The sequence below is a fragment of the Streptomyces shinuiensis genome (assembly GCF_043660855.1).
In the GTDB taxonomy this organism is placed as follows: Bacteria; Actinomycetota; Actinomycetes; order Streptomycetales; family Streptomycetaceae; genus Streptomyces.
On record NZ_JBIHML010000001.1, the window covers coordinates 1,241,315 to 1,261,854 of the forward strand.

The 20,540-nt window shown below is 73.5% G+C and carries 20 protein-coding genes and 1 riboswitch; of the genes, 12 read left to right on the forward strand and 8 right to left on the reverse strand.

Annotated elements, in window-relative coordinates; genetic code table 11:
* Positions 1–427: 427 nt before the first annotated feature.
* Positions 428–612: riboswitch (cobalamin riboswitch) on the forward strand.
* Between the two features lie 30 nt (positions 613–642).
* The 5 genes from ACGRHY_RS05490 to ACGRHY_RS05510 all read left to right on the forward strand — a co-directional run bounded on the left by ACGRHY_RS05490 (position 643) and on the right by ACGRHY_RS05510 (position 4,360).
* Positions 643–1,353, forward strand: coding sequence for an energy-coupling factor ABC transporter permease (locus tag ACGRHY_RS05490; protein ID WP_394637929.1), 711 nt, complete (start codon positions 643–645; stop codon positions 1,351–1,353).
* Positions 1,353–1,724: an energy-coupling factor ABC transporter substrate-binding protein gene (locus ACGRHY_RS05495; RefSeq protein ID WP_394634269.1), complete on the forward strand. Its 372-nt coding sequence runs from the start codon at positions 1,353–1,355 to the stop codon at positions 1,722–1,724. The genes ACGRHY_RS05490 and ACGRHY_RS05495 overlap by 1 nt, the downstream gene beginning before the upstream one ends.
* A 5-nt stretch (positions 1,725–1,729) precedes the next feature.
* Positions 1,730–2,479 (forward strand): cobalt ECF transporter T component CbiQ, encoded by a 750-nt coding sequence (gene cbiQ / locus ACGRHY_RS05500; protein ID WP_394634270.1) that lies wholly within the window; start codon positions 1,730–1,732, stop codon positions 2,477–2,479.
* On the forward strand, positions 2,476–3,360 hold the full coding sequence (locus tag ACGRHY_RS05505) for an energy-coupling factor ABC transporter ATP-binding protein (protein WP_394634271.1): 885 nt from the start codon (positions 2,476–2,478) through the stop codon (positions 3,358–3,360). The genes cbiQ and ACGRHY_RS05505 overlap by 4 nt, the downstream gene beginning before the upstream one ends.
* A gap of 394 nt (positions 3,361–3,754) precedes the next feature.
* On the forward strand, positions 3,755–4,360 hold the full coding sequence (locus ACGRHY_RS05510; protein ID WP_394634272.1) for a response regulator transcription factor: 606 nt from the start codon (positions 3,755–3,757) through the stop codon (positions 4,358–4,360).
* Here ACGRHY_RS05510 and ACGRHY_RS05515 read toward each other — a convergent pair.
* The 8 genes from ACGRHY_RS05515 to ACGRHY_RS05550 form a co-directional block, all read right to left on the reverse strand.
* On the reverse strand, positions 4,302–5,828 hold the full coding sequence (locus ACGRHY_RS05515; protein WP_394634273.1) for a SagB family peptide dehydrogenase: 1,527 nt from the start codon (positions 5,826–5,828) through the stop codon (positions 4,302–4,304). The genes ACGRHY_RS05510 and ACGRHY_RS05515 overlap by 59 nt on opposite strands.
* 223 nt (positions 5,829–6,051) lie before the next feature.
* Positions 6,052–7,395, reverse strand: coding sequence for a sulfate adenylyltransferase subunit 1 (locus ACGRHY_RS05520; protein ID WP_394634274.1), 1,344 nt, complete (start codon positions 7,393–7,395; stop codon positions 6,052–6,054).
* A gap of 2 nt (positions 7,396–7,397) precedes the next feature.
* A complete protein-coding gene (gene cysD / locus ACGRHY_RS05525; RefSeq protein ID WP_394634275.1) occupies positions 7,398–8,339 on the reverse strand; it encodes a sulfate adenylyltransferase subunit CysD in 942 nt (313 codons plus the stop codon).
* Positions 8,336–8,944 (reverse strand): adenylyl-sulfate kinase, encoded by a 609-nt coding sequence (gene cysC / locus ACGRHY_RS05530; RefSeq protein WP_394634276.1) that lies wholly within the window; start codon positions 8,942–8,944, stop codon positions 8,336–8,338. Before cysC ends, cysD begins: the two co-directional genes overlap by 4 nt.
* Entirely contained in the window at positions 8,929–10,785 is a 1,857-nt protein-coding gene (locus ACGRHY_RS05535) for a M20/M25/M40 family metallo-hydrolase (protein WP_394634277.1), read from the reverse strand. Before ACGRHY_RS05535 ends, cysC begins: the two co-directional genes overlap by 16 nt.
* A gap of 53 nt (positions 10,786–10,838) precedes the next feature.
* Complete coding sequence (locus tag ACGRHY_RS05540; RefSeq protein WP_394634278.1) at positions 10,839–11,609, reverse strand: SDR family NAD(P)-dependent oxidoreductase; 771 nt, start codon at positions 11,607–11,609, stop codon at positions 10,839–10,841.
* A complete protein-coding gene (locus ACGRHY_RS05545) occupies positions 11,606–12,598 on the reverse strand; it encodes a sulfotransferase (RefSeq protein ID WP_394634279.1) in 993 nt (330 codons plus the stop codon). Before ACGRHY_RS05545 ends, ACGRHY_RS05540 begins: the two co-directional genes overlap by 4 nt.
* A gap of 35 nt (positions 12,599–12,633) precedes the next feature.
* Complete coding sequence (locus ACGRHY_RS05550; RefSeq protein WP_394634280.1) at positions 12,634–13,524, reverse strand: family 3 encapsulin nanocompartment shell protein; 891 nt, start codon at positions 13,522–13,524, stop codon at positions 12,634–12,636.
* A 260-nt stretch (positions 13,525–13,784) separates the two neighbouring features.
* On the opposite strand from ACGRHY_RS05550, the gene ACGRHY_RS05555 reads away from it, so the two are divergent.
* The 7 genes from ACGRHY_RS05555 (at position 13,785) to ACGRHY_RS05585 (ending at position 20,521) form a co-directional block, all read left to right on the forward strand.
* Entirely contained in the window at positions 13,785–14,708 is a 924-nt protein-coding gene (locus ACGRHY_RS05555) for a LysR family transcriptional regulator (protein WP_394634281.1), read from the forward strand.
* A 144-nt stretch (positions 14,709–14,852) separates the two neighbouring features.
* Positions 14,853–15,035 carry a lysine biosynthesis protein LysW gene (locus ACGRHY_RS05560; protein ID WP_394634282.1) on the forward strand — a complete coding sequence of 61 codons (183 nt, stop codon included), beginning with the start codon at positions 14,853–14,855 and terminating at the stop codon, positions 15,033–15,035.
* Between the two features lie 33 nt (positions 15,036–15,068).
* The gene (locus ACGRHY_RS05565) at positions 15,069–15,932 is read left to right on the forward strand and encodes a RimK family alpha-L-glutamate ligase (protein WP_394634283.1); all 864 of its coding nucleotides are present in this window, start codon (positions 15,069–15,071) and stop codon (positions 15,930–15,932) included.
* Positions 15,929–16,954 carry an N-acetyl-gamma-glutamyl-phosphate reductase gene (gene argC / locus ACGRHY_RS05570; RefSeq protein ID WP_394634284.1) on the forward strand — a complete coding sequence of 342 codons (1,026 nt, stop codon included), beginning with the start codon at positions 15,929–15,931 and terminating at the stop codon, positions 16,952–16,954. Before ACGRHY_RS05565 ends, argC begins: the two co-directional genes overlap by 4 nt.
* A 44-nt stretch (positions 16,955–16,998) precedes the next feature.
* Positions 16,999–17,901, forward strand: a complete 903-nt coding sequence (locus ACGRHY_RS05575; RefSeq protein ID WP_394634285.1) for a transketolase — start codon at positions 16,999–17,001, stop codon at positions 17,899–17,901.
* Entirely contained in the window at positions 17,898–18,884 is a 987-nt protein-coding gene (locus ACGRHY_RS05580) for a transketolase family protein (protein WP_394634286.1), read from the forward strand. The genes ACGRHY_RS05575 and ACGRHY_RS05580 overlap by 4 nt, the downstream gene beginning before the upstream one ends.
* On the forward strand, positions 18,881–20,521 hold the full coding sequence (locus tag ACGRHY_RS05585) for an AMP-binding protein (protein ID WP_394634287.1): 1,641 nt from the start codon (positions 18,881–18,883) through the stop codon (positions 20,519–20,521). The genes ACGRHY_RS05580 and ACGRHY_RS05585 overlap by 4 nt, the downstream gene beginning before the upstream one ends.
* Positions 20,522–20,540 lie beyond the last annotated feature (19 nt).

Genomic DNA, 20,540 nt, shown 5'->3' on the forward strand with positions numbered 1-20,540 from the left:
CCCGGAAGGCGATGACCGCGCCCGGCGCGACCGGGTCGCCGACGCCACCGAACCCCAGGGCCGCGGCCAGCGCCGGCGCGGCGGTGTCCGCCGACGACCAGGCGGAGACTGCGCCGCGGGCCCAGCGCGTCGGCCGCGCGGCCGGCCAGTACGGCGCCGAGCAGGCCGGCGACGCCGACGGTCAGGAGCATCACCGACAGCAGCCCGACGGAAAACCCCGGCGACGCGGCGGATGCCTCCCCCGTCGGCGTCCCGCGCCGGCGGGACGCCGTGTCGATCGCGTCACAGCCGGCGGGGCGGCCGGACTCCTCAGCCCGGATTCCCGCTCCGAGAACGCCCGGTGTAACGGCCCACCACCGGCCGGCCGCACGCGGCGAGGGGGCCCGTACGCGGAAAAGGCCTGCTTGCCAACGCTTCCGCACGCGCACTACTGTCGCCACGCCTTGGTGAACGGGAAATCCGGTGCGATACCGGTGCGGCCCTCGCCACTGTGATCGGGAAGTCCGGCTCCAGCCCTCGCGGGCGGCCACTGGGTCCTTCGGGACCCGGGAAGGCGGAGCCCGGGCGGTGGTACCCGTCAGCCAGGAGACCGGCCAAGGCGCGTCAACCATCCACGAGGTGCTGGAGAGGGTCTGTCCGGTCATGCACATAGCCGAGGGCTTCCTGCCCCCCGCGCACGCGGTCGCCTGGAGCGTCGCGTCCGCACCTTTCATCTTCCACGGAGTCCGCTGTCTCACCCGTGAGGTCAGGGAGCATCCCGAGAGCACTCTGCTCCTGGGTGCCTCCGGGGCCTTCACGTTCGTCCTGTCGGCTCTGAAGCTTCCCTCGGTGACGGGGAGTTGCTCGCACCCCACCGGCACGGGGCTGGGCGCCATCCTGTTCCGGCCGCCGATGATGGCGGTGCTGGGCACCATCACACTCCTCTTCCAGGCACTGCTGCTCGCGCACGGCGGTCTGACCACGCTGGGCGCCAACGCCTTCTCGATGGCGATCGTCGGCCCCTGGACCGGATACGCCCTCTACCGGCTGCTGCGGCGGTACGGCGCGCCACTGATGGCGGCCGTCTTCCTCGGCGCCTTCGCCGCCGACCTGTCCACCTACTGCGTCACCAGCGCGCAGCTTGCGCTGGCGTTCCCCGACCCGGGCAGCGGATTCTGGGGCGCGCTCGGCAAGTTCGGCTCCATCTTCGCCCTCACCCAGATCCCCCTCGCGGTGAGCGAGGGGCTCCTGACGGTGTTCGTGATGCGGCTGCTGGTGCAGTCCAGCCGGGGCGAGCTGACCCGGCTGGGAGTGCTGGTGTCCGGCAGGCGGTCCGGGGCGGAGAAGGCAGCCGGCAGCGGGGCGGTGGCGTGATGAGGAGGAACACGAGGATCAACGCCCTGCTGCTGCTCGCCGTGGCCGCGCTCGCGGTCCTGCCCCCGGCACTCGGCCTCGGCGACCACAAGGAGGAGCCGTTCGCCGGTGCCGACGGCGAGGCGGAGACGACGATCACCGAGATCGAGCCGGACTACGAGCCGTGGTTCTCCCCGCTGTACGAGCCGCCGTCCGGTGAGGTCGAGTCGGCGCTGTTCGCCCTGCAGGCCGCGCTGGGCGCGGGCGTCCTCGCCTACTACTTCGGCCTGCGCCGCGGGCGCCGCCAGGGCGAGCGGCGGGCCGCGGCGCGGCCGGAGGAAGCCGGGAACGCCGCGGGGACCGCCGGGGACTCCGGGGCCCGGGGGGCCTGAGTCCCGTGCTGCCGATCGACGCGGCGGCGCACAGCAGCCGCTGGCGCCGCCGCCACCCCGTGGACAAGGCCGTGCTCGGGTTCGGCCTCACCGTGCTGGCGCTCTGCCTGCCGCCCTGGCCGGGTGCGGCCCTGGTGGCCCTCACCGCGCTCGCCGTGCTGCTGGGCCCGGCGGGCGTGCCCGGCCGCAGGCTGTGGCGCGCCTGCCGGGTGCCCCTGGGCTTCTGCGTGACCGGCGCGGCCACGCTGCTCGTCCAGGTCGCCGGCCCGGAGGGTTTCCTGTCCCTCGCCGACGGCGGCCCGGCCCGCGCCGGGGAGCTGCTGCTGCGCACCTCGGCGGCCTCTCTGGGCGTGCTGCTGTTCGCCTTCACCACCCCGATGTCCGATCTGCTGCCCCACCTGGTGAGGGCCGGCGTACCCGCGCCGGTCGTGGACGTCGCCCTGGTGACGTACCGGATGAGCTTCCTGCTGCTGGATTCCGTGCGCCGGGTCCGCGAGGCACAGGCCGCCCGGCTCGGGCACACCACCCGGGCCGCCGCCTGGCGTTCCCTGGGCGGGCTCGGCGCCACCGCGTTCGTGCGCGCCTTCGGCCGGGCCGCCCGGCTCCAGGACGGCCTCGCCGGACGGGGCTACGACGGCGCCCTGCGGGTGCTGGTGCCCGAGGCGGGCGTCTCCGGGCGCTTCACGTCCGGCAGCATCGCGCTCCTGGGTGCCGTGACCGCCCTCACCTTCTTCCTGGAAGGACCGCTGACGTGAGCGAGTCGGCACTCGTGGCCCTGCGGGAGGTGTCCTTCTCCTACGAGGACGGGCCGCCTGTGCTCAGCGGCCTCGACTTCGAGGTGCGCCGGGGGCGCACGCTCGCCCTGCTGGGCCGCAACGGCAGCGGCAAGACCACGCTGATGCGGCTGCTGAGCGGCGGACTGCGTCCGGACACCGGTGAGTTGACCCTCCGGGGCCGGCCCGTCGCCTACGACCGCAGGGGACTGACCCGGCTGCGGACGACCGTCCAACTGGTCGTGCAGGACCCGGACGACCAGCTCTTCGCCGCGTCCGTCGCCCAGGACGTCTCCTTCGGGCCGCTGAACCTCGGGCTGCCGGACGCCGAGGTGCGCGTGCGGGTCGACGAAGCGCTGGCCGCCCTGGACATCGGCCACCTGGCCGACCGTCCCACCCATCTGCTCTCCTACGGCCAGCGCAAGCGGACCGCGATCGCGGGGGCGGTCGCGATGCGGCCGGAGGTCCTGGTGCTGGACGAGCCGACTGCGGGACTCGATCCGGACGGCCGGGAGCGGCTGCTCGCCACTCTGGGCGGGCTGTGCGAGGGCGGGACGACGGTGGTGATGGCCACGCACGACGTCGACCTCGCCCTGCTCTGGGCCGACGACGCGGCGCTGCTCACCCCGGACGGAGTGCGCACCGGACCGGCCGCCACGATGCTGGCCCGCACCGGCCTCCTGCACCGGGCGGGGCTGCGGCTGCCCTGGGGCGTCGCGGTGGCGCGGCTGCTGCGGGCGCGGGGCCTGCCCACCGCCGCCACCGCGCCCCGCACCCCGGAGGAGCTGGCCGCGCTCTTCGTCCCGGGCACGGAACCGGAGGCGCCGAGCCGGGGGGCGGGGGAAGCGTACGGACGGGAGTGACCCGCGCGAAGCGGTGCCGGTCCGGCCGGCCGTAGCACCGGAGGAAGACGGGTCACGTCCCGGCGGCCGTCCTCGCGGATCCTCCGCCGGCGAGCGAGGGCAGCCCACGCCCCGGGACCGTCGACCGGCTGGCGGCCGTCCGACGCCGGACACGCCCGGCCGGGCGCGGTCGTGCCGCCGCGGCCGCCGGTGCGGACACCGGACGGTGTCCGCACCGGCGGCGGTGCTCTACCTTGGGCTCCGGGTTCCCGGGCGTGCTCAGGGTTCCGCCTCCGCGTCCCGGAAGGAGGTGAACCGGCGGAAGGCCGCGAACGCCGGACCCGCCAACCGCCCGGTCCGCACATAGCATTCACAGGGGAGTGAGTCGATCACCACGAGGACGTCGGGGGAAACAGTGGTCAGGGTTCTGCTTGCCGAGGACATGCTGATACTCCGCCGTGCCCTGGTCTCGCTGCTCGAACTCGAACCGGACATCGAAGTGGTGGCCGAGACCGACAACGGCGACCAAGTGCTCCCCCTGGCGCGCGAGTACCGTCCGGACGTCGCGGTCCTCGACATCGACATGCCGGGGATCGACGGCATCAGGGCCGCGGCGCTGCTCCACCGGGAGCTGCCCGCGTGCCGCACGGTCATCCTGACCACACTCGGACAGCCCGGGAACCTGCGCCGCGCGATGGAGGCGAAGGTCTCGGGGTTCCTGCTCAAGGACACCGACCCCGCCCGGCTCTCCGCGGCGGTCCGTGAGGTGGCCGCCGGAGGCAGGGTGGTGGACCCGGAGCTGGCACTCACCGCCCTCCAGACCGGCGACAGTCCGCTCAGCGAACGGGAGACCGAGGTCCTGCGGCTGGCCTCGCAGGGCGAGGACGTTCCGGAGATCGCCCGCGCGCTGTTCCTGTCCGCGGGCACCGTGCGCAACTACCTGACGACCGCGGTGACCAAGCTCAGCGCCCGGAACCGGATGGACGCCGTGCGGATCGCCAGGGACGCGGGCTGGCTCTGACCTCGTCCCCCGCGCCGCCGGCCGCGGGCTCCGGCAGGGCGGACAGCACGAACTCGCCCACACCCGGCTCCGCTCGCCAGTCGAGGCCGAACGCGCGGGCGGCGGTCTCGGTGTCCCCGAAGGCCAGGGCGCACGCTCCGAGGCCCATGGCCGTGGCCACCAGGTACAGGGTCTGCTGCAGTGCGCCGACCTCCTTGAGCAGGGCGGTGTAGGCCGTGCCCCGGTAGAACGCGGCCATCCGGTGGAAGCGCGCCGTCATGCTGATCAGTACCGGGGGCTCATGGCTCAGTCCGGCGTTCGTCCCGGCCTCGCCGAGCAGGTCGTCGACCAGATCCGGAGCCGTGTCCAGCGGGGTCAGCAGATGCCCGTGCGGAGCGTAGTGGTAGACCCCCCGCTTCAGATCGCCGCCGCCGGCGATCGTGAGGTACAGCTCCAGCGGGTAGCGCGAGCCGGCGCTCGGGTACGGCCGCCGGCCGGACGGGCCGACGCCGGCCGACCGGTGCAACAGCTCTCCCAGCTCCTCCAGGGACGGCGGGCATCCGCCGTCCACGCGCAGGGAACACCGGGCCGCCAGCACCTCGCTCAGGCCGGGCTCCCCCTCACGGGCCGGGCCGGGCACGGGCAGTGCGATGACGTCGCCGCGCACGTCCCGGACGCCGCGCGCACCGCGGTCGACCGCGCGGACCTCGGTCCGCCCGACCGGTTCGTCGTGCGACCCCGGTCTGCTGCGCTGGTGGAGCATCAGCTCGTACGGCGACCAGTGCGCCAGCGGGGCCTCCCGGTCCTCGGCGAAGACGAGTGAGGTGCCGCCCGGCCGCGGGATCCCCGGCACCAGCATGCCGGCCGCGGCCAGGTATCCCACCACCAGGCGTGTCTCCTCCAGCGGCCGGCCGAGCAGCCGGGCCGCCTCCCGTACCGCCGTCGGCCGCATGTGGCAGCCGACGAGCCCCCCGGCCTGCGGTGTGTGCAGCAGCACCCGGTGCGCGGACAGCGGCGACTCCACCACGCCCCCCTCGGGCCCGGTGCGCAGGACGGCGAACCGGGACAGCCGGTGCACGGTGTCCGCCCCGGGCCTGCCGGGAGTGAACCGGGACCGTCGGGCCGTGGGCACGACGGTCATCTGGCGGGTCCCGTCGGTCAGCGTGAGCGTACGCACCACCACGTGCTGCAGCGCGGCCAGCGCGTCCCTGAGCGCGGCGTGCTGAGGCCGGTCCCCGTCCTCCGGTCCGGTGCCGTCGGTGAAGCCGGGCAGCACGTTGTCCAGCGACACCGGACCGTAGGTCATGCGCTCGAGCGCGCGGGCGACCACGGGCGCGCCGGCCGGCAGCCGGACGTCCCCCCAGGGGGTGCCGACCAGCCAGGTGTCCGGGCTGCCCGGGCCCTCCGGGCCGGGCCGGAGCCCGGAGTCCTCGCGCAGCGACCACAGCTGCATCAGGCCCGGCTGTGGAGGGACGGAAGGCGGTTTCACGGTGTGGACCCCAGACGACGGTGTGACGGTGTCACAGGGAGAGCGGAACCGGGTTCAGGTCCTTCAGGTCCCCGTGGGGGGCGGGGCCGGCCCGAAGGCCCGGGCCGGCCGGCTCCTCCCGGGCGCGGGGGGCACCCGGACGCCGGGGCCGGTGCGGTGCGCCGCCGGTCCACCGCCGCCCCCTCGTCCCCCCGCCGGCCGCGGGCTGCCGTTCGGTGACGGTTCATTCGGCGGTCACGGCCTCCTCGTCGTCCGGCATGTCGGCCATGCCCGCGGTCAGCGTGTCACCGTCGCCGGGGTCGATGAGCAGGAAGGAGCCGGTGCGCCGCAGCTCGGCGTAGCCGTCCAGGGCGACCGGCTCGGCGGTGCGCACCACGATCCGGCCGATGTCGTTGGCCTCCAGCACGCCGGGGCCCGCCCGTTCGGTGAGGTCGTGGAGGTCGAGCCGGGAGCCGACCTTCACGACCAGCGCCCTGACGGTGCGGGTGGTGTGCCTGAGCAGCACGTGCTGTCCGGCGCGCAGCGGTCGTTCGCTCAGATGGCAGACGGTCGCCTGCAGCCGCCGGCCGGCCCGGGGCGCGGCGGCGGCCGGGACCAGCAGGTCGCCGCGGGAGACGTCGAGGTCGTCGGTCAGGCGGACGGTGACCGACTGCGGTGCCCGGGCGGCCCGGGCCGGCCGGCCGAGCGTGTCGATGGCCTCGATCACCGAGGTGCGACCCGATGGCAGGACGACGACACGGTCCCCGACCCGGAGCAGTCCGGAGGTGATCTGGCCGGCGTAACCGCGGTAGTCGGGGTGGTCGGTGCTGTTGGACCGGATGACGTACTGCACGGGAAGGCGGGCCGGCTCGGTGCACGGATCGACGCCCGCCGGCACCGTCTCCAGGTGTTCGAGCACGGTGGGCCCGGCGTACCAGTCCATGCCGTCGGACGGGTGCACCACGTTGTCCCCGGCGAGCGCGGAGACCGGGATGGCGGTCGTCCGGGACACGCCCAGCGAGGCGGCGCACGCTGCGAACTCGGCGGCGATGCTCTCGAAGACCCGCTCCGAACGGCCGACCAGGTCCATCTTGTTGACGACGAGCGTCACCTGGGGGATGCGCAGCAGGGCGGCGACCGCGAGGTGGCGGCGGGTCTGTTCCACGATGCCGTTGCGGGCGTCGACCAGGACCAGGGCCAGGTCGGCGGTGGAGGCGCCGGTGACCATGTTGCGGGTGTACTGCACGTGGCCGGGGGTGTCGGCCAGGATGAACCGGCGGCGCGGGGTGGCGAAGTAGCGGTAGGCCACGTCGATGGTGATGCCCTGCTCGCGTTCGGCGCGCAGTCCGTCGGTCAGCAGCGCCAGGTCCGGGCCGGCGGCGCCGCGGTTGCGGGAGGCGTGCTCGACGGCCTCCAGCTGGTCGGCCAGGACCGATTTGGAGTCGTGCAGCAGCCGCCCGACCAGGGTGGACTTGCCGTCGTCGACCGAACCGGCGGTGGCGAGGCGCAGGGTTCCGGTGGGGGGCAGCGGATCGGTGGCGGCCGTGCGAGGGAGGCCACCGGTGGATGATACGGCGGTGATGTCCATGGTCAGAAGTAGCCCTCTCGCTTGCGGTCCTCCATGGCGGCCTCCGACAGCTTGTCGTCGGCCCGGGTCGCGCCCCGCTCGGTCAGCCGGGAGGCCGCGATCTCCGCGATGACCTCCTCGATGGTGGCGGCGTCGGAGTCCACCGCCCCGGTACAGGACATGTCACCGACGGTGCGGTACCGCACCCGGCGCTCCCGCACCGTCTCACCCTCCCGCGGGCCGCCCCACCCGCCCGGCGCCAGCCACATCCCGTCCCGGCGGAAGACCGCACGGGTGTGGGCGTAGTAGATGGCCGGCAGCTCGATCCCCTCCCGCCCGATGTACTGCCACACATCCAGCTCCGTCCAGTTCGACAGCGGGAAGACCCGCACATGCTCACCCGGGGCGTGACGGCCGTTGTACAGCTGCCACAGCTCCGGGCGCTGACGGCGCGGATCCCAGCCGCCGAACTCGTCACGCAGGGAGAACACCCGCTCCTTGGCCCGGGCCTTCTCCTCGTCGCGCCGCCCGCCGCCGAACACCGCGTCGAAGCGGTTGGCCGCGATGGCGTGCAGCAGCGGCACGGTCTGCAGCGGATTGCGGGTGCCGTCCGCCCGCTCGCGCAGCTCCCCGCGGTCGATGAACTCCTGCACCGAGGCCACGTGCAGGCGCAGCCGGTGCCCGGCCACCACCCGGTCGCGGTAGTCGATCACCTCGGGAAAGTTGTGGCCGGTGTCCACGTGCAGCAACGCGAACGGCACCGGCGCCGGAGCGAACGCCTTCAGCGCCAGATGCAGCATCACGATGGAGTCCTTGCCACCGGAGAACAAGATCACCGGCCGCTCGAACTCACCCGCCACCTCCCGGAAGACATGCACCGCCTCCGACTCCAAAACGTCCAGATGCGAGAGGACGTGCGGGCCGGCGGCGGGTACGGCGGCCGCTTCGGTGATGAGGGCGGTCATGCCAGTCCCCTCTCGGCGAGCAGGGCGTGCAGCCGGGCGGCGGAGTCGGCCACCGGCTCGGTGTGCGAGTCGATCCGCAGGTCGGGGGCGGCCGGCGCCTCGTAGGGGTCGTCCACCCCGGTCAGGCCGCTGATCTCACCGGCCTCGCGGCGGGCGTACAGCCCTTTGACGTCGCGCCGTGCGCAGATCTCCACCGGGGCGGCGATGTGGACCTCCAGGAATTCGGTACGGCTCTCGCGGTGCCATGAGCGCACCAGGTCGCGGGAGGCGGCGTACGGGGCGATGACCGGGACCAGGACCGTGACTCCGTTGCGGGCCAGGACCTGGGCGACGCGGCCGATCCGCTCCACGTTGCGGTGCCGGTCCTCGCGGGAGTAGCCGAGACCGGCCGAAAGGGTGCGGCGCACCTCGTCGCCGTCGAGCACCTCCACCCGGCGGCCGCGCCGCCGCAGCAGTCCGGCGGTGGCCCGGGCCACGGTGGTCTTTCCGGAACTGGGCAGTCCGGTCAGCCACACCGTCGCCCCGGGACAGCAGGTGCACAGCGGGCCGGGTGGGGCGAGGCCGGTGTCCGGGGTGATCGTCTGCGAGGTCACATCGTGCTCCATTCTCGGACCGCGGTGGTCAGCAGGCGCTGGGCCTGCCGGAATTCGGTCGCGTCAATGCGCTCGGCGGAAGTGTGGTCGAGGCTCGAGTCACCGGGGCCGTAGGCGACCATGGGGACGTCGCGCCAGGTGGTGGCAAGCGTGTTCATGTCACTGCTGCCCTTCTTCATCAGATAGCGGGGCCTTGTCCCCTCCTCCCCGAAGGCCCGCTGGAAGGCCTTGACCAGCGGGCTGGTGCGCGGCGTGGCCAGCCCGGGGGTGGCTCGCAGCACCTCCAGCCGGACCGGGTCCGAGACCCTCGCCCGGAGCACGTCCAGGAGTGCGTCCACCGCGTGGCCCGGGGGCAGCCGCACGTCCACCACGGCCTCCCCGGCCTGCACGTCGCCCTGGTTGAGGGCGCGTACGCCCAGGGTCGCGGTGAGGGCCTCGGGGGCGGTCCGGGCGACCTCGGAACGTATCGCGGCCAGTACGTCGACCAGTCGGTCGCCGGCCGTCCTGACGCCCTCGCCCGCGGTGTGCCCGACGTGTTCACGGGTGTGGAGGCGGATCTTGACCAGACCGTAGTAGCCGAGGGTGAGCGCGGCCGCGCCGCTGGGCTCCCCCACGATCACCGCGTCGGCCGGGTAGGCGTCGCGGACGTGGAAGGCCCCGGCGCCGGTGATCTCCTCCTCCACCGCGCCGACCACCCGCAGTTCGACGCCCTCGGGCGGTTCGAGGGCGGCCAGGGTCTGCAGGAAGGTCACCAGACTCGCCTTGGCGTCGACCGAGCCCCGGCCCGAGAGCACCTCTCCGTTCCAGCCGACCGGCCATCGGTACGGCACGGTGTCCAGGTGGCCGAGCATCAGCAGCCGCCGGTCCCCCGATCCCTTGGTGGCCACCAGGTTTCCCACTGTGTCGATCTGGGCCTTGATCCCGTTGTCCTCGCACCACTCGGCCAGGAACTCGGCGAACTCGCGCTCGTCCCGGGAGACGGAGGGCACCTGGACCGCCCGGGACAGCAGGTCCAGGTCGCCGGCCGGCGGGGTGGCGGTCCAGAACCGGGTGGCGCCGACCGCGGACACCGTGTGCGGTCCGGTGATCGCCGTGTCGGACGTGCCGCGCATGGCGATCTCGGCGGCCCTGACCTTCTGCCTCATCCGGCCCCGGGCGTACTGTCCGCCCTCGCCCTCGGTGAGGTGCCGCAGGGTGCTGGTGGGGTCGCCGGGATCGGCGAGCAGCCCGGCCGTCCCGGTGACCAGGCGCAGATGGTCGGCGTCCAGGGCCCGGGCCAGCTCCGCGGCGAGCACGTCGGCGTCGACGTTGAGCGGAGTGCCGCCCTCGGCGTCGGCGACCGGCGGTGAGAGGCAGACCACGTCGAAGGCGTCGAGCAGCGCGTTGAGCCGGGGCACGTCCACCGCCGCGACGCTGCCCGCCCGGTGGTCGCGGACCAGCCGGGTGCGGTCGCCCTCCTTCACCCGCAGCGGCCCGTTGGCGGTGGCCGTCACCAGGCCTGCGCCCCGCGCCACGGAGGTGAAGACCGACAGGCCCCGCCGGGTGAGCTCCTCCTCCACCAGCGGCAGGGTCACCTCCTCGTACGCGGCGACGATGTGCCGCATCTCCTCCGGCGGGCAGTAGCGGATCTCGTCACCGTTCCGGGAGACCAGGGTCCGGATCTCCCGCCCGGTGCGCCGGTAGTGCTCGGCGATACCGGACGCTCCCCCGGCGACGACGAGCAGCCGGGCACCGCGTCCGCCCAGGTCGAGCAGTTCGTCGAAGACGCGGCTGTGCGACAGGGTGGCGCTGCCCAGCTTGACCACGTAGAGCGCGGCCTCGCACGAGCTGGCGACTTCTCCCAGGGCTTGCATGTGCGGAACTCCTTCGGCTGTGAGTGCGGGCGGCATCCGTCGGCCGGCGGGCCTCATCCGACACCGCGGGTGTTGCCGCCGTCCGCCACCAGCACGCTCCCGGTGACGAACGCGGACTGCTCGCTGGCGAGGAAGGCCACCAGGGCGCCCAGGTCCTCGGCCCGGCCGATCCGGCCGAGTGGAAGGCCGGCCGCGACCTCGGCCAGGCGCTCCTCGACCTGGTCGCCGTACTGCACGTCGAGGATCGGGGTGCGGTGGAAGCCCGGTGCCAGCACGTTGACGGTCACTCCGGACGGGCCGAAGGCGTCGACCAGTCCCCTGACGAAGCCGAGGACGCCGAGTCTGGCCACCGAGGACAGTCCGCTGCCCGTATGCGGCTGGCGTATCGACTCGGAAGTGATCATGACGATCCGGCCCCAGCCGACCCGCTTCAGATGGGGCGCGGCGGCCAGTGACAGCGAGATGTGGGGCAGCAGGTTGTCGTTGACCGCCTCGCGGTACTGGGCGACCTCGAAGTCCTGCACGGACCCGAAGGGCACACCGCCGGAGTTGGTGACCACGACGTGCAGGGCGCCGAACGCCTCGGCGGTGCGCTCCACCCACCCGGCGGCGGCGTCCTCGTCGCGCAGGTCCACCACGTGGCTCAGCACCCGGCCCGGGCCGCAGGCGTCCACTTCCCGGTGCGCGGCGGCCAGCCGCTCGGGATCGCGCCCGCAGATCGACACGTCGGCGCCCTCCCCGGCGAGCACCCGGGCCACCGCGAGGCCGATGCCGCTGCTGGAGGCCGCCACCATCGCGGCCCGGCCGGCCAGTCCCAGGTTCACCGGAGCCCACCCGGCCTCAGCGGCGCGGCCGCCCCGTACGGTTCGCCGCCCCGGACAGCGGTCCGCGAGGGTGCGGCGGGGTAGCCGTAGCGGCTCAGGAGGGGCAGGGCCGGCACGGTGGCCGCCGCGATGTCGGCGGCGGACAGCGCGGTGCGCCACCGGTCGTCGGGGCGGATCCGCGTCGCTCCGCGCCGCAGCCGGTCCGGATTGCCGGTGACGGTGTGGTTGACGCCGAGCGGGATGCGGCCGGATCCGTCGACCGGCGACTCGTCCTCCAGTCCGGCGAAGCGCAGCACCTCGGCCACCGTCTCCCGGGGCCGGGCGCACAGGTCCTCGTGCCGGACGCGGAGGTAGCGGTCGCCGGCGGCCCGGCCGACGCGTTCGGAGGCGAGGTTGAAGGCCGTCCAGTACCCGCTGCTGCGGGCCGGTGACATCGGATCGATGTACGCCTTCGCACCTCGGTAGGACAAGGCGGTGGCCCGGGGGTCGCGCACCATGTGCAGCACCCGGACGTCGAGGTCGGCGCGGCCGAGCAGGGCCGCAGCCTCCGCCGGGCACTTGGAGCCGTCCACCACCAGCCGCTCGCCGCCGAGGGCGGCGACCCGGTGGTAGACGGCGGCCGAGCGGTCGAGCAGCTCGGTCAGGCCGGGGGCCGCGGACCGCTCACCGCGCACCTCGGCGAGCCGGGCCCGGGTGTGCCGGGTGCGGACCAGTGACCGCTGGAGGTCCACCGTCCGGTGCGCGGTGGCCTCGGCGGTCCGGGCGGGTGGCGCCGCGAGCACCTCCGACCACAGCGAGCACCGGGTCAGGGGCTGCCCACAGCCGCAGGTGGAGTTGGTGCCGGCGCCGAGGACGCCGTTGCGCCACAGGAAGTGCAGCTCCCCGACGTGCCGTACACCGGGGAGCTCGTTGAGGACGTTCCCGAGCAGGGTGCTGCCGCTGCGCATCCATCCGGTGATGTAGAGGACGCGGGCAGGAGGGCCGGTCATGGTCGGAATCCCTTCGTCGTCTGCCGACCGCCGTGTCAGTCGCGGGTCAGCAGCAGGAAGTGCTGGGGCAGGTGGACGGCGAGTCCGACCCGGCTGGTCGCCTCGATGACGTCGGACGCGTCCGGGCCCGCCCCGCGGCGCAGCGCCAGCGAGGCGACTCCGGGCACCAGCAGGGTGGCGGCGGCACGGAAGTCGCCGAGGAGGACCCGGCCACGCGGGATCATGCGGGTGCGGGAGACGGTGATGCCCGCCGCCCCCAGCCGGCCGAGCACTCCGGCGCGGACCAGTTCCCAGTAGGTGAAGGGGTGGACGACGATGCCGTCGCAGGAGCCCCCGGTCTCCTCCACCTCGGCGGCCGCTTCGGTGATGGACGCGTACACGTCGTCGCCGAGGCCGCCCCGGCGCGCACCGGGCAGGTCGAGCAGACCGGTGATCGCCTTGTCGTCACTGCCGTGCAGCAGGGTCTGGTTCTCCACCACCGACAGGCGGACCAGTACCCGGTAGTCGACGAAGGAGGCCAGCAGCGCCGGTTCGTCCAGCAGCCCGGCGGGCAGCGGCACCCGCACCGTCAGATCGGTGAGCTCGGCGTGCTCCACCCTGGGGACGAAGGAACCCTCCGGGGTGGTGGCGTACGAGGTGCCGGAGGTGGCCGTGCCCGCGGCCGGCTCGTAGACGTAGGGCACCGGCGCGTCGGCGACCGACGCCGTCTTCAGCAGGTGCCGCACGGCGTACCGGGGCCGGGTGGCGAACAGCGGGAACACGGCCGGGAGATGGGCGCGGAACGGCACCACGCAGTCCTCTCCGGCGCCGGCCCCGCGCGCCGACCAGGCGAACTCCTCACCCGGGCTGCGCTCGGCGAGGTCCGGATCGGCGAGCTGTATACGGACCCCCTGCTGTACTGCGGGATCGATGGTGGCTGCCAGCATGGCGTCTCCCTCGGTTTTCAATGCGGCGGATTTTTCTGGTATTGACGTTAGACACCTCCCGGGTAATGCGGCCGGGAATCCAACATCAACTATTTATGACTGGAATAAGACGCGTTGATCCCCCGGCGTCTGAAAATTTCATCCGCCGGGCGTGAAGATCTCATACGCATCCTGTGAGCGACATCGTGGCAGCCGGTATCGAGCCGGCCCTAGGCTGACCGCAGCTTCTCGAAGAGTCTTACGAGAGAACGGGGTAGAAAATGCGTCGCGACGTGCAGATAAATCGCCTGAGAGCCTTGGTGGCCGTGGTCGACCACGGCGGCTTCCGGCGGGCAGCCGAAGCCCTGCACATCACCCAGCCCGCGGTGAGCCAGCAGATACGCCAACTGGGCAGCTTCATCAGGGGGCCGGTCTTCGCCTCCACCGGGCGGCAGATGCGGCTCAGCCCGCAGGGCGAGGAACTGCTGGGCTATGCACGTCGCATGGTGGCGCTGAACGACGAGATGGTCGGCCGGTTCGTGCCCGAGGCCGGCCAGGTCCTGCTGTCGGTGGGGGTGGCCAGCCAGCTCGCCGAGGTGCTGCCCGAGTTCCTCCGGCTGGTCAACCGGGGCCTGCCGCAGGTCCAGCTGAGGGTCAGGACCGGGGCGAGCGAGGCACTGGCGCAGCAGCTCAGCACCGGCCAGCTCGACGCGGCCCTGCTGCTCCAGGCCAAAGCCCCCGAAGCGGGCACGGAGGGCGTGGAGCTCGGCCGGATGCGCATGGCCTGGTTCGGCCGCCCGGCCACCGGCGAGCGCAAGACCCTGCCGCTGGCGCTCTTCCCCGCCCCCTGCACCCTGCGCGAACTGGCCTGCGCGGTCCTCGACGACGCGGGCGTCGCCTGGCGGATCGCCTACGAGGGGCCCGAGCTGATCGGTCTGCGCTCGGCCGCCAAGGCGGGCCTGGGCATGACCTGCCTGGTCGCCAACGGCGACGAGCTGTGGGGCCTGTCCCCGGCCATGCGCCCCGGGCTCCCGCCGCCGCCGGCGCCTCTGCCGGTGACCTTCGCGCTGGCCTCCGGCGGCGTCCCGGGGGAGTTCACCCGGGTCGCGGAGAAGGCCTTCCGGCAGGCCCTGCAGGGCTACCCGCTGGACACCGCCGGCTCCGGCCTCCCCGAGGCGGCCGCCCTGAGCGCCTCGGCCGCCTGACCGCGCACGCCCCCGCATTTCACCCCGCATAAGCAGCCGGACTCGATTCCATTCGAGCCGTTCATTGAACCCGGCCAACCGGAATGATTCCCAGGGATACAGTCGGCCTTGTTTCACCGGAATTCACTGACGAAAGGAAACGCCATGTCGAATACTCTCACCGCCACCGCATGCCTCGAATGCGACGCCGAGGTCCCATGGGAGAACGGCGCCCGGGTCGGCGAAATACTCGAGTGCCCGGAGTGCCGGATCGAGCTGGAGATCGAATCGGTCGAGCCGCCCCGGACCGTGCTCGCGCCCGAGGTCGAAGAGGACTGGGGCGAGTAACGGGCCGGCTTCGAGAGAGAGGAGAACCACCAGATGAGTTCCGCGGCCATGCGGCTCGGTGTCCTCGCATCGCGGGTCCGCTTCGAGGAGAAGGCCATCCTGACGGCTCTGGAGAGGCGCGGTTTCGCGTGCGAACAGATCGACCCCCGGTCGCTGTCGGTCCGGGCGGGCGCCCCCTGGACCGGCCCGCGGACCGTGCTGAACCGGGAGGTGGGCCACTACAGGGCGCTGTACGCGGCGGCCGCGCTGGAGTCGGCGGGCGTGTCGGTGCTCAACGGCGCCGCCGCCACGGCCGTCTGCGGTGACAAGTGGCAGACCTCGGCGGCCCTGGTCGCCCGGGGGCTGCCGACTCCCGAGACCGCCCTCGCGCTGACCCCGGACGCGGCGCTCGGCGCCCTGGACCGGCTCGGCTACCCCGCGGTGATCAAACCGCTGGTCGGCTCCTGGGGGCGTCTGGTGACCAGGGTGGGCGACCCCGAGACGGCGGCCGCCGTCCTGGAACACCTGGCCGCCCTGCCTTCCCCGCAGTCGCACATCGTCTACGTACAGAGCGAAGTACCCAAGGTCGACCGCGACATCCGGGTGCTCGTGGTGGACGGGCAGGCCGTCGGGGCGACGTACCGCAGGAGCCGGGAGTGGCGTACCAACGTCGCCCGCGGCGCGGTCAGCGAACGCTGCCCGCTCGAGCCCGGCCTCACCGAGCTCGCCGTGGCGGCGGCCGAGACCGTCGGCGCGCACATCGCGGGAGTGGACCTGCTCCAGGACCCGGACGGCCGGCTGACCGTACTGGAGGTCAACGACCGGGTGGAGTTCCGGGGGCTGCAACAGGCCCACGGGACGGAGACCGACGTGGCGGACGCCATCGCCGCCCTGATGACGAAGGCGGCGAAGACATGATCCAGGCAGCCGTTGTGGGAGCGGCCGGCTACATCGGCGGAGAGCTGCTCCGCCTGCTGGTCGGCCACCCGCAGGTGGAGATCGTCCACGCCGTCTCCCGCACCCTGCGGGGGCGGCCCGTCGACAGCGTCCACCCCAATCTGCGCGGCCGCACCCGGCTGACCTTCTCCTCGGCGGACCAGCTCGACCGCTGCGACGTGCTGTTCCTCGCCACACCGCACCGCGAGACCATGCAGCGGATGCCGGAGTTCCTCACCCGGGCGGGCGTCGTCATCGACCTGTCCGGCGACTTCCGGCTGCGGGACGCCCACACCTACGAGAACTACTACGGCTCCCCCCACGAGGCCCCCGAACTGCTCGGCACCTTCACCCAGGGGACGCCCGAGTTCCACCGGGAGAGCCTGCGCACCGCCGACCGGATCTCCGTGCCCGGCTGCATGGCCACGGCCGGCATTCTCTCCCTGGTCCCGCTCGCCGAGGCCGGACTGATCCGGGACGACATCACCGTGGACGCCAGGACCGGGTCCAGTGGCTCCGGCGCCAAGGCGGGCTCGGAGAACCTGCACGCCGAACGCAGCGGCGCACTGAGGGTGTTCGCACCCACCCGGCACCGGCACGAGGCGGAGATGGCCCAGGCGACCGGGCACACCGTGCGGATGACGGCGACCGGCGTCGAGGCGGTCCGCGGCGTGCAGTTGCTGTGCCGGGCGAACCTGGCCGACGGGGTGGACGAGCGCGCCGTCCGTTCCGCCTACCGCTCCCGGTTCGCCGACGAGCCCTTCGTCAGGATCGTCGCCGCACGGCGCGGAATGCACCGCTTCCCCGACGCGAAGATCCTCTCCGGCTCCAACTTCTGCGATGTCGGCTTCGCCCTGGACCGGGGCTCCTCCACCGTCACCGTCATCGCCGCTCTGGACAACCTCGTCAAGGGCGGCGCCGGCAACGCCGTGCAGTGCATGAACGTGCGCTTCGGCGAACCGGAGGAGTGCGGCCTGGAGTTCACCGGTCTCCATCCCAACTGACCCGTACCGCGACGTCGTACACCACCTGCCGAAAGGACCAGGCAATGAGCAGCACACCCCTGCTGAGCCGCACTCCGGCCCCAGCCGGTGCGGCAGCAGGCCGCACCGGCTCCGCCGGCCCGCTCGGGGACACGGAGCTCTCCGAGGCCACCGCCCGGATCAGGGAGCACATCGTGGCCATGTGCGCGAGCCGCGAGGGCGGCCACCTGGGCGGCTCGATGTCCCTGGCCGAGATCCTGTCCGTCCTCTACTTCCGGGTGCTGCGCCACGACTCCCGCTTCCCCGGTCTGCCCGAGCGCGACGTGCTGCTGCTCAGCAAGGGACACGGCGGCATCGCCCTGTTCGCGGCGCTCTGCGAGGCCGGCTACTTCCCGGCCGAGGAGCTGACCGGGTACGCCGAGCCGGGCAGCCACTTCACGGCCCACCCGCATCCCGGGATCCCCGGCGTGGAGATGCCCTCCGGCTCCCTCGGCCACGGTCTGGCCCTCGGGGTCGGCTACGCCCTGGCGCACCGCCTCGACCGCTCCGACCGGCGCTGCTTCGTCGTGATGGGGGACGGCGAGCTCCAGGAGGGTTCCGTGTGGGAGGCCGCATCGGTCGCCTCCGCGCAGCGGCTCGGCGGCCTCACCGCGATCGTGGACCGCAACGGCCTGCAGATCAGCGGCGAGACCGAGTCGGTGGGCGCCCTCGAACCGCTGGCCGATCGCTGGCGCGCCTTCGGCTGGCGGGTCCTGGAGACCGACGGCCACGACACCGAGGCGCTCACCGCCGCTCTGACCCTGCCCCCGGAACCGCACCGGCCCACCGTCGTCATCGCACACACCGTCAAGGGCAAGGGTGTCGCCCAGGTCGAGGGGCAGGCCCGCAGCCACTACGTCCGGCTGAACCGGCGCCAGCAGCTCAACCTCCTCAAGGCGCTCCGCGCCGCCGCGGGAGGCCTGCGATGACCACGGCCCCCGCCCCCGCCCGGCCCGCCGCCGACGCCCCGGCCCGGTCGGCGCGCGACGTCTACCGCGACACCGTCGCCGAACTGCTGCCCGCCGAGGACCGGCTCGTCGTACTGGACAGCGACACCGGTCTGTTCGGCGGGGTGGATTTCGGCACCGGCGCCGACCGCTACCTGAACCTCGGCATCGCCGAGCACACCCTGATGGGCGCGGCCGCCGGTCTCGCCCGCGAGGGCCGGATCCCGCTCGTCAGCACCATGGCGGCGTTCGCCTCGTCCCGCGCCCTGGAGGCCGTGAAGCTCGACATAGCCCTGAGCAACCTGCCGGTGCTGATCGCCGCCACCCACTCGGGTGTGTCGGCCGGCCACCTCGGCCCCACCCACCACGCGCTGGAGGACCTGGCGGCGATGCGGGCGCTGCCGCACATGACCGTCCTGGTGCCCGGCGACGCCGCCCAGACCGAACACCTGCTGCGGCAGGCGCTCGCCCTGGGCGGGCCGGTCTACCTCCGGCTCGGCCGGGGCGCCACGCCCGGTCTTCCGGCCGGCGGGCCCCCGCGACTCGGCAAGGCCCAGATCCTGCGCACCGGAACGGACATCACCCTGGCCGCCTGCGGTCCCTACCCGGTCCTCGCCGCGCTGGAGGCCGCCGGCTCCCTCGCACGGGACGGCATCTCGGCCGGGGTGCTGAACCTGCACACCGTCAAGCCGCTGGACACCCCGGCGCTGCTCGACGCCCTGGGGGACCAACAGGCGGTGGTCACGGTCGAGGAGCACTGGGGGTCCGGGGGGTTCGGCTCCGCGGTCGCCGAGGAGCTCAGCGCGCTGCGGCCGGTCCGGGTGCACCGGATCGCGATGCCGGACGCCTTCGTCCCGGTGTCCGGCAGCCAGCGCTACCTGCTCGAACAGGGCGGTGTCAGCGCACAGTCCATCGCCGACCGCGCCCGCCGGGCGCTCGCGGAGACGGAAGGGAGCGGCCGGTGAGCACGGTCAAGCCCCTCGCCCGGCCCGGACCGGACGAATACCGCGCGGCCGGCTGGTGGCGTGACGAGACCATCCTGCACGACCTGCGCCGCTGGGCCGCCCTGCACCCCGACAAGACCGCCCTGATCTGCTACTCCGGTGCGCGGGCCGAGTCCGTGGGCTACGGCGAGCTCGCCCGCCGCGTGGACAGGCTGGCCGTCGGGCTGCTCCGGCTCGGGGTGCGGCGCGGTGACGTGGTGACTTTGCAGCTTCCCAACTCCTGGGAACTGGTGGCACTCTGCCTGGCCGCCGCCCGGATCGGAGCGGTCGCCGGCCCCGTGGTGCCGAACATGCGCCGCCGCGAGGTGGAGTTCATGACCCGGCTCACCGCGAGCCCGGTCTACATCGGCGCCGCCGAACTGCGGGGCTTCTCCTACGCCCGGATGAGCGAGGAGGTCGCGCGCGCCGTCCCCACCCTGCGCCACCGGGTGCTGCTCGGCGGGAGCGGTGACGGGAGCGGCGGCGCCCTGGACTTCACGGACGACCTCTACGCCCCCGAGCCCGACCCGGAGCTGCTCGCCGCGCTGGACGGCCTCGAAGCCGGCCCCGACGACGCCGCGCAGATCATGTTCACCTCCGGCACCACCGGGGAGCCCAAGGGCGTCGTGCACAGCCACAACACCCTGTACTCGATGAACAGGGCGCAGGCCGACGTCCTGGGCCTCACCGCCCACGAGGTCACGGCGATGGGCTCGCCCACCACCCACCAGGCCGGATTCACCTGGAACTTCGTGATGCCGCTGCTGCTCGGCGCCACCGCGGTCCAGGTGGACCGGTGGGACCCGCAGCAGATGCTGCGCGTCGTCCAGGAGCAGCGGGTGACCTTCTTCATGGGCGCGCCCACCTTCCTGTCCGACCTGATCGACGCCCAGCGGGAGGACCCCCACGACCTGTCCTCGCTGCGGAGCTTCGCCACCGGCAGCGCGCCGATCGCCCCGCTGCTCGTGGAGGACGCCGACGCGGTGCTCGGCTGCCGGGTGTACGCGCTGTGGGGCATGACCGAGAACGGCTGCGTCACCGTCACCCGCCCCGAGCAGCCGCCGCTGCGCGCCGCGGAGAGCGACGGCACCCCGGTCCCCGGCATGGAGGTGCGGATCACCGACCGGCACGGCGGCCCGGTACGGCCCGGCGAGACGGGTCTGCTCCAGGTCCGCGGCTCCGCGCAGTGCGTGGGCTACTTCCGGCGCCAGGAGGTGTACCGGGCCTCGGTGACCGCCGACGGCTGGTTCGACACCGGGGATCTGGCCCGGGACGACGGCCACGGCGGCATACGCATCGCCGGCCGGGTGAAGGACGTGATCGTACGCGGCGCCGAGAACATCCCGGTGGTGGAGGTCGAAGCCGCGCTGCTGCGGCACCACGCGGTCAAGGACGTCGCGGTGGTCGGCTACCCGGACCAGCGGCTGGGCGAGCGCGCCTGCGCCTTCCTGGTCACCACCGGTCCGGCCCTCGGCCTGCCCGAGCTGCGCGACCACCTGGCGGGCCTCGGCATGGCACGGACGTACTGGCCGGAACGGGTGGAACAGGTGCCGGCGCTGCCGCGCACCCCCTCCGGAAAGATCCAGAAGTTCGCCCTGCGCGACCGGCTGCGGACCTGAGAACCCGGACGCCCGGGAA

What these genes read in the sequence shown, in the direction of transcription:
- ACGRHY_RS05490 (WP_394637929.1), top strand. Translation starts at nt 643, where the DNA reads ATGCACATAGCCGAGGGCTTCCTGCCCCCCGCGCACGCGGTCGCCTGG.
- ACGRHY_RS05495 (WP_394634269.1), top strand. Translation starts at nt 1,353, where the DNA reads ATGAGGAGGAACACGAGGATCAACGCCCTGCTGCTGCTCGCCGTGGCC.
- ACGRHY_RS05520 (WP_394634274.1), bottom strand. Translation starts at nt 7,395, where the DNA reads ATGGACATCACCGCCGTATCATCCACCGGTGGCCTCCCTCGCACGGCC.
- cysD (WP_394634275.1), bottom strand. Translation starts at nt 8,339, where the DNA reads ATGACCGCCCTCATCACCGAAGCGGCCGCCGTACCCGCCGCCGGCCCG.
- cysC (WP_394634276.1), bottom strand. Translation starts at nt 8,944, where the DNA reads ATGGAGCACGATGTGACCTCGCAGACGATCACCCCGGACACCGGCCTC.
- ACGRHY_RS05535 (WP_394634277.1), bottom strand. Translation starts at nt 10,785, where the DNA reads ATGCAAGCCCTGGGAGAAGTCGCCAGCTCGTGCGAGGCCGCGCTCTAC.
- ACGRHY_RS05545 (WP_394634279.1), bottom strand. Translation starts at nt 12,598, where the DNA reads ATGACCGGCCCTCCTGCCCGCGTCCTCTACATCACCGGATGGATGCGC.
- ACGRHY_RS05550 (WP_394634280.1), bottom strand. Translation starts at nt 13,524, where the DNA reads ATGCTGGCAGCCACCATCGATCCCGCAGTACAGCAGGGGGTCCGTATA.
- ACGRHY_RS05555 (WP_394634281.1), top strand. Translation starts at nt 13,785, where the DNA reads ATGCGTCGCGACGTGCAGATAAATCGCCTGAGAGCCTTGGTGGCCGTG.
- ACGRHY_RS05560 (WP_394634282.1), top strand. Translation starts at nt 14,853, where the DNA reads ATGTCGAATACTCTCACCGCCACCGCATGCCTCGAATGCGACGCCGAG.
- ACGRHY_RS05565 (WP_394634283.1), top strand. Translation starts at nt 15,069, where the DNA reads ATGAGTTCCGCGGCCATGCGGCTCGGTGTCCTCGCATCGCGGGTCCGC.
- argC (WP_394634284.1), top strand. Translation starts at nt 15,929, where the DNA reads ATGATCCAGGCAGCCGTTGTGGGAGCGGCCGGCTACATCGGCGGAGAG.
- ACGRHY_RS05575 (WP_394634285.1), top strand. Translation starts at nt 16,999, where the DNA reads ATGAGCAGCACACCCCTGCTGAGCCGCACTCCGGCCCCAGCCGGTGCG.
- ACGRHY_RS05580 (WP_394634286.1), top strand. Translation starts at nt 17,898, where the DNA reads ATGACCACGGCCCCCGCCCCCGCCCGGCCCGCCGCCGACGCCCCGGCC.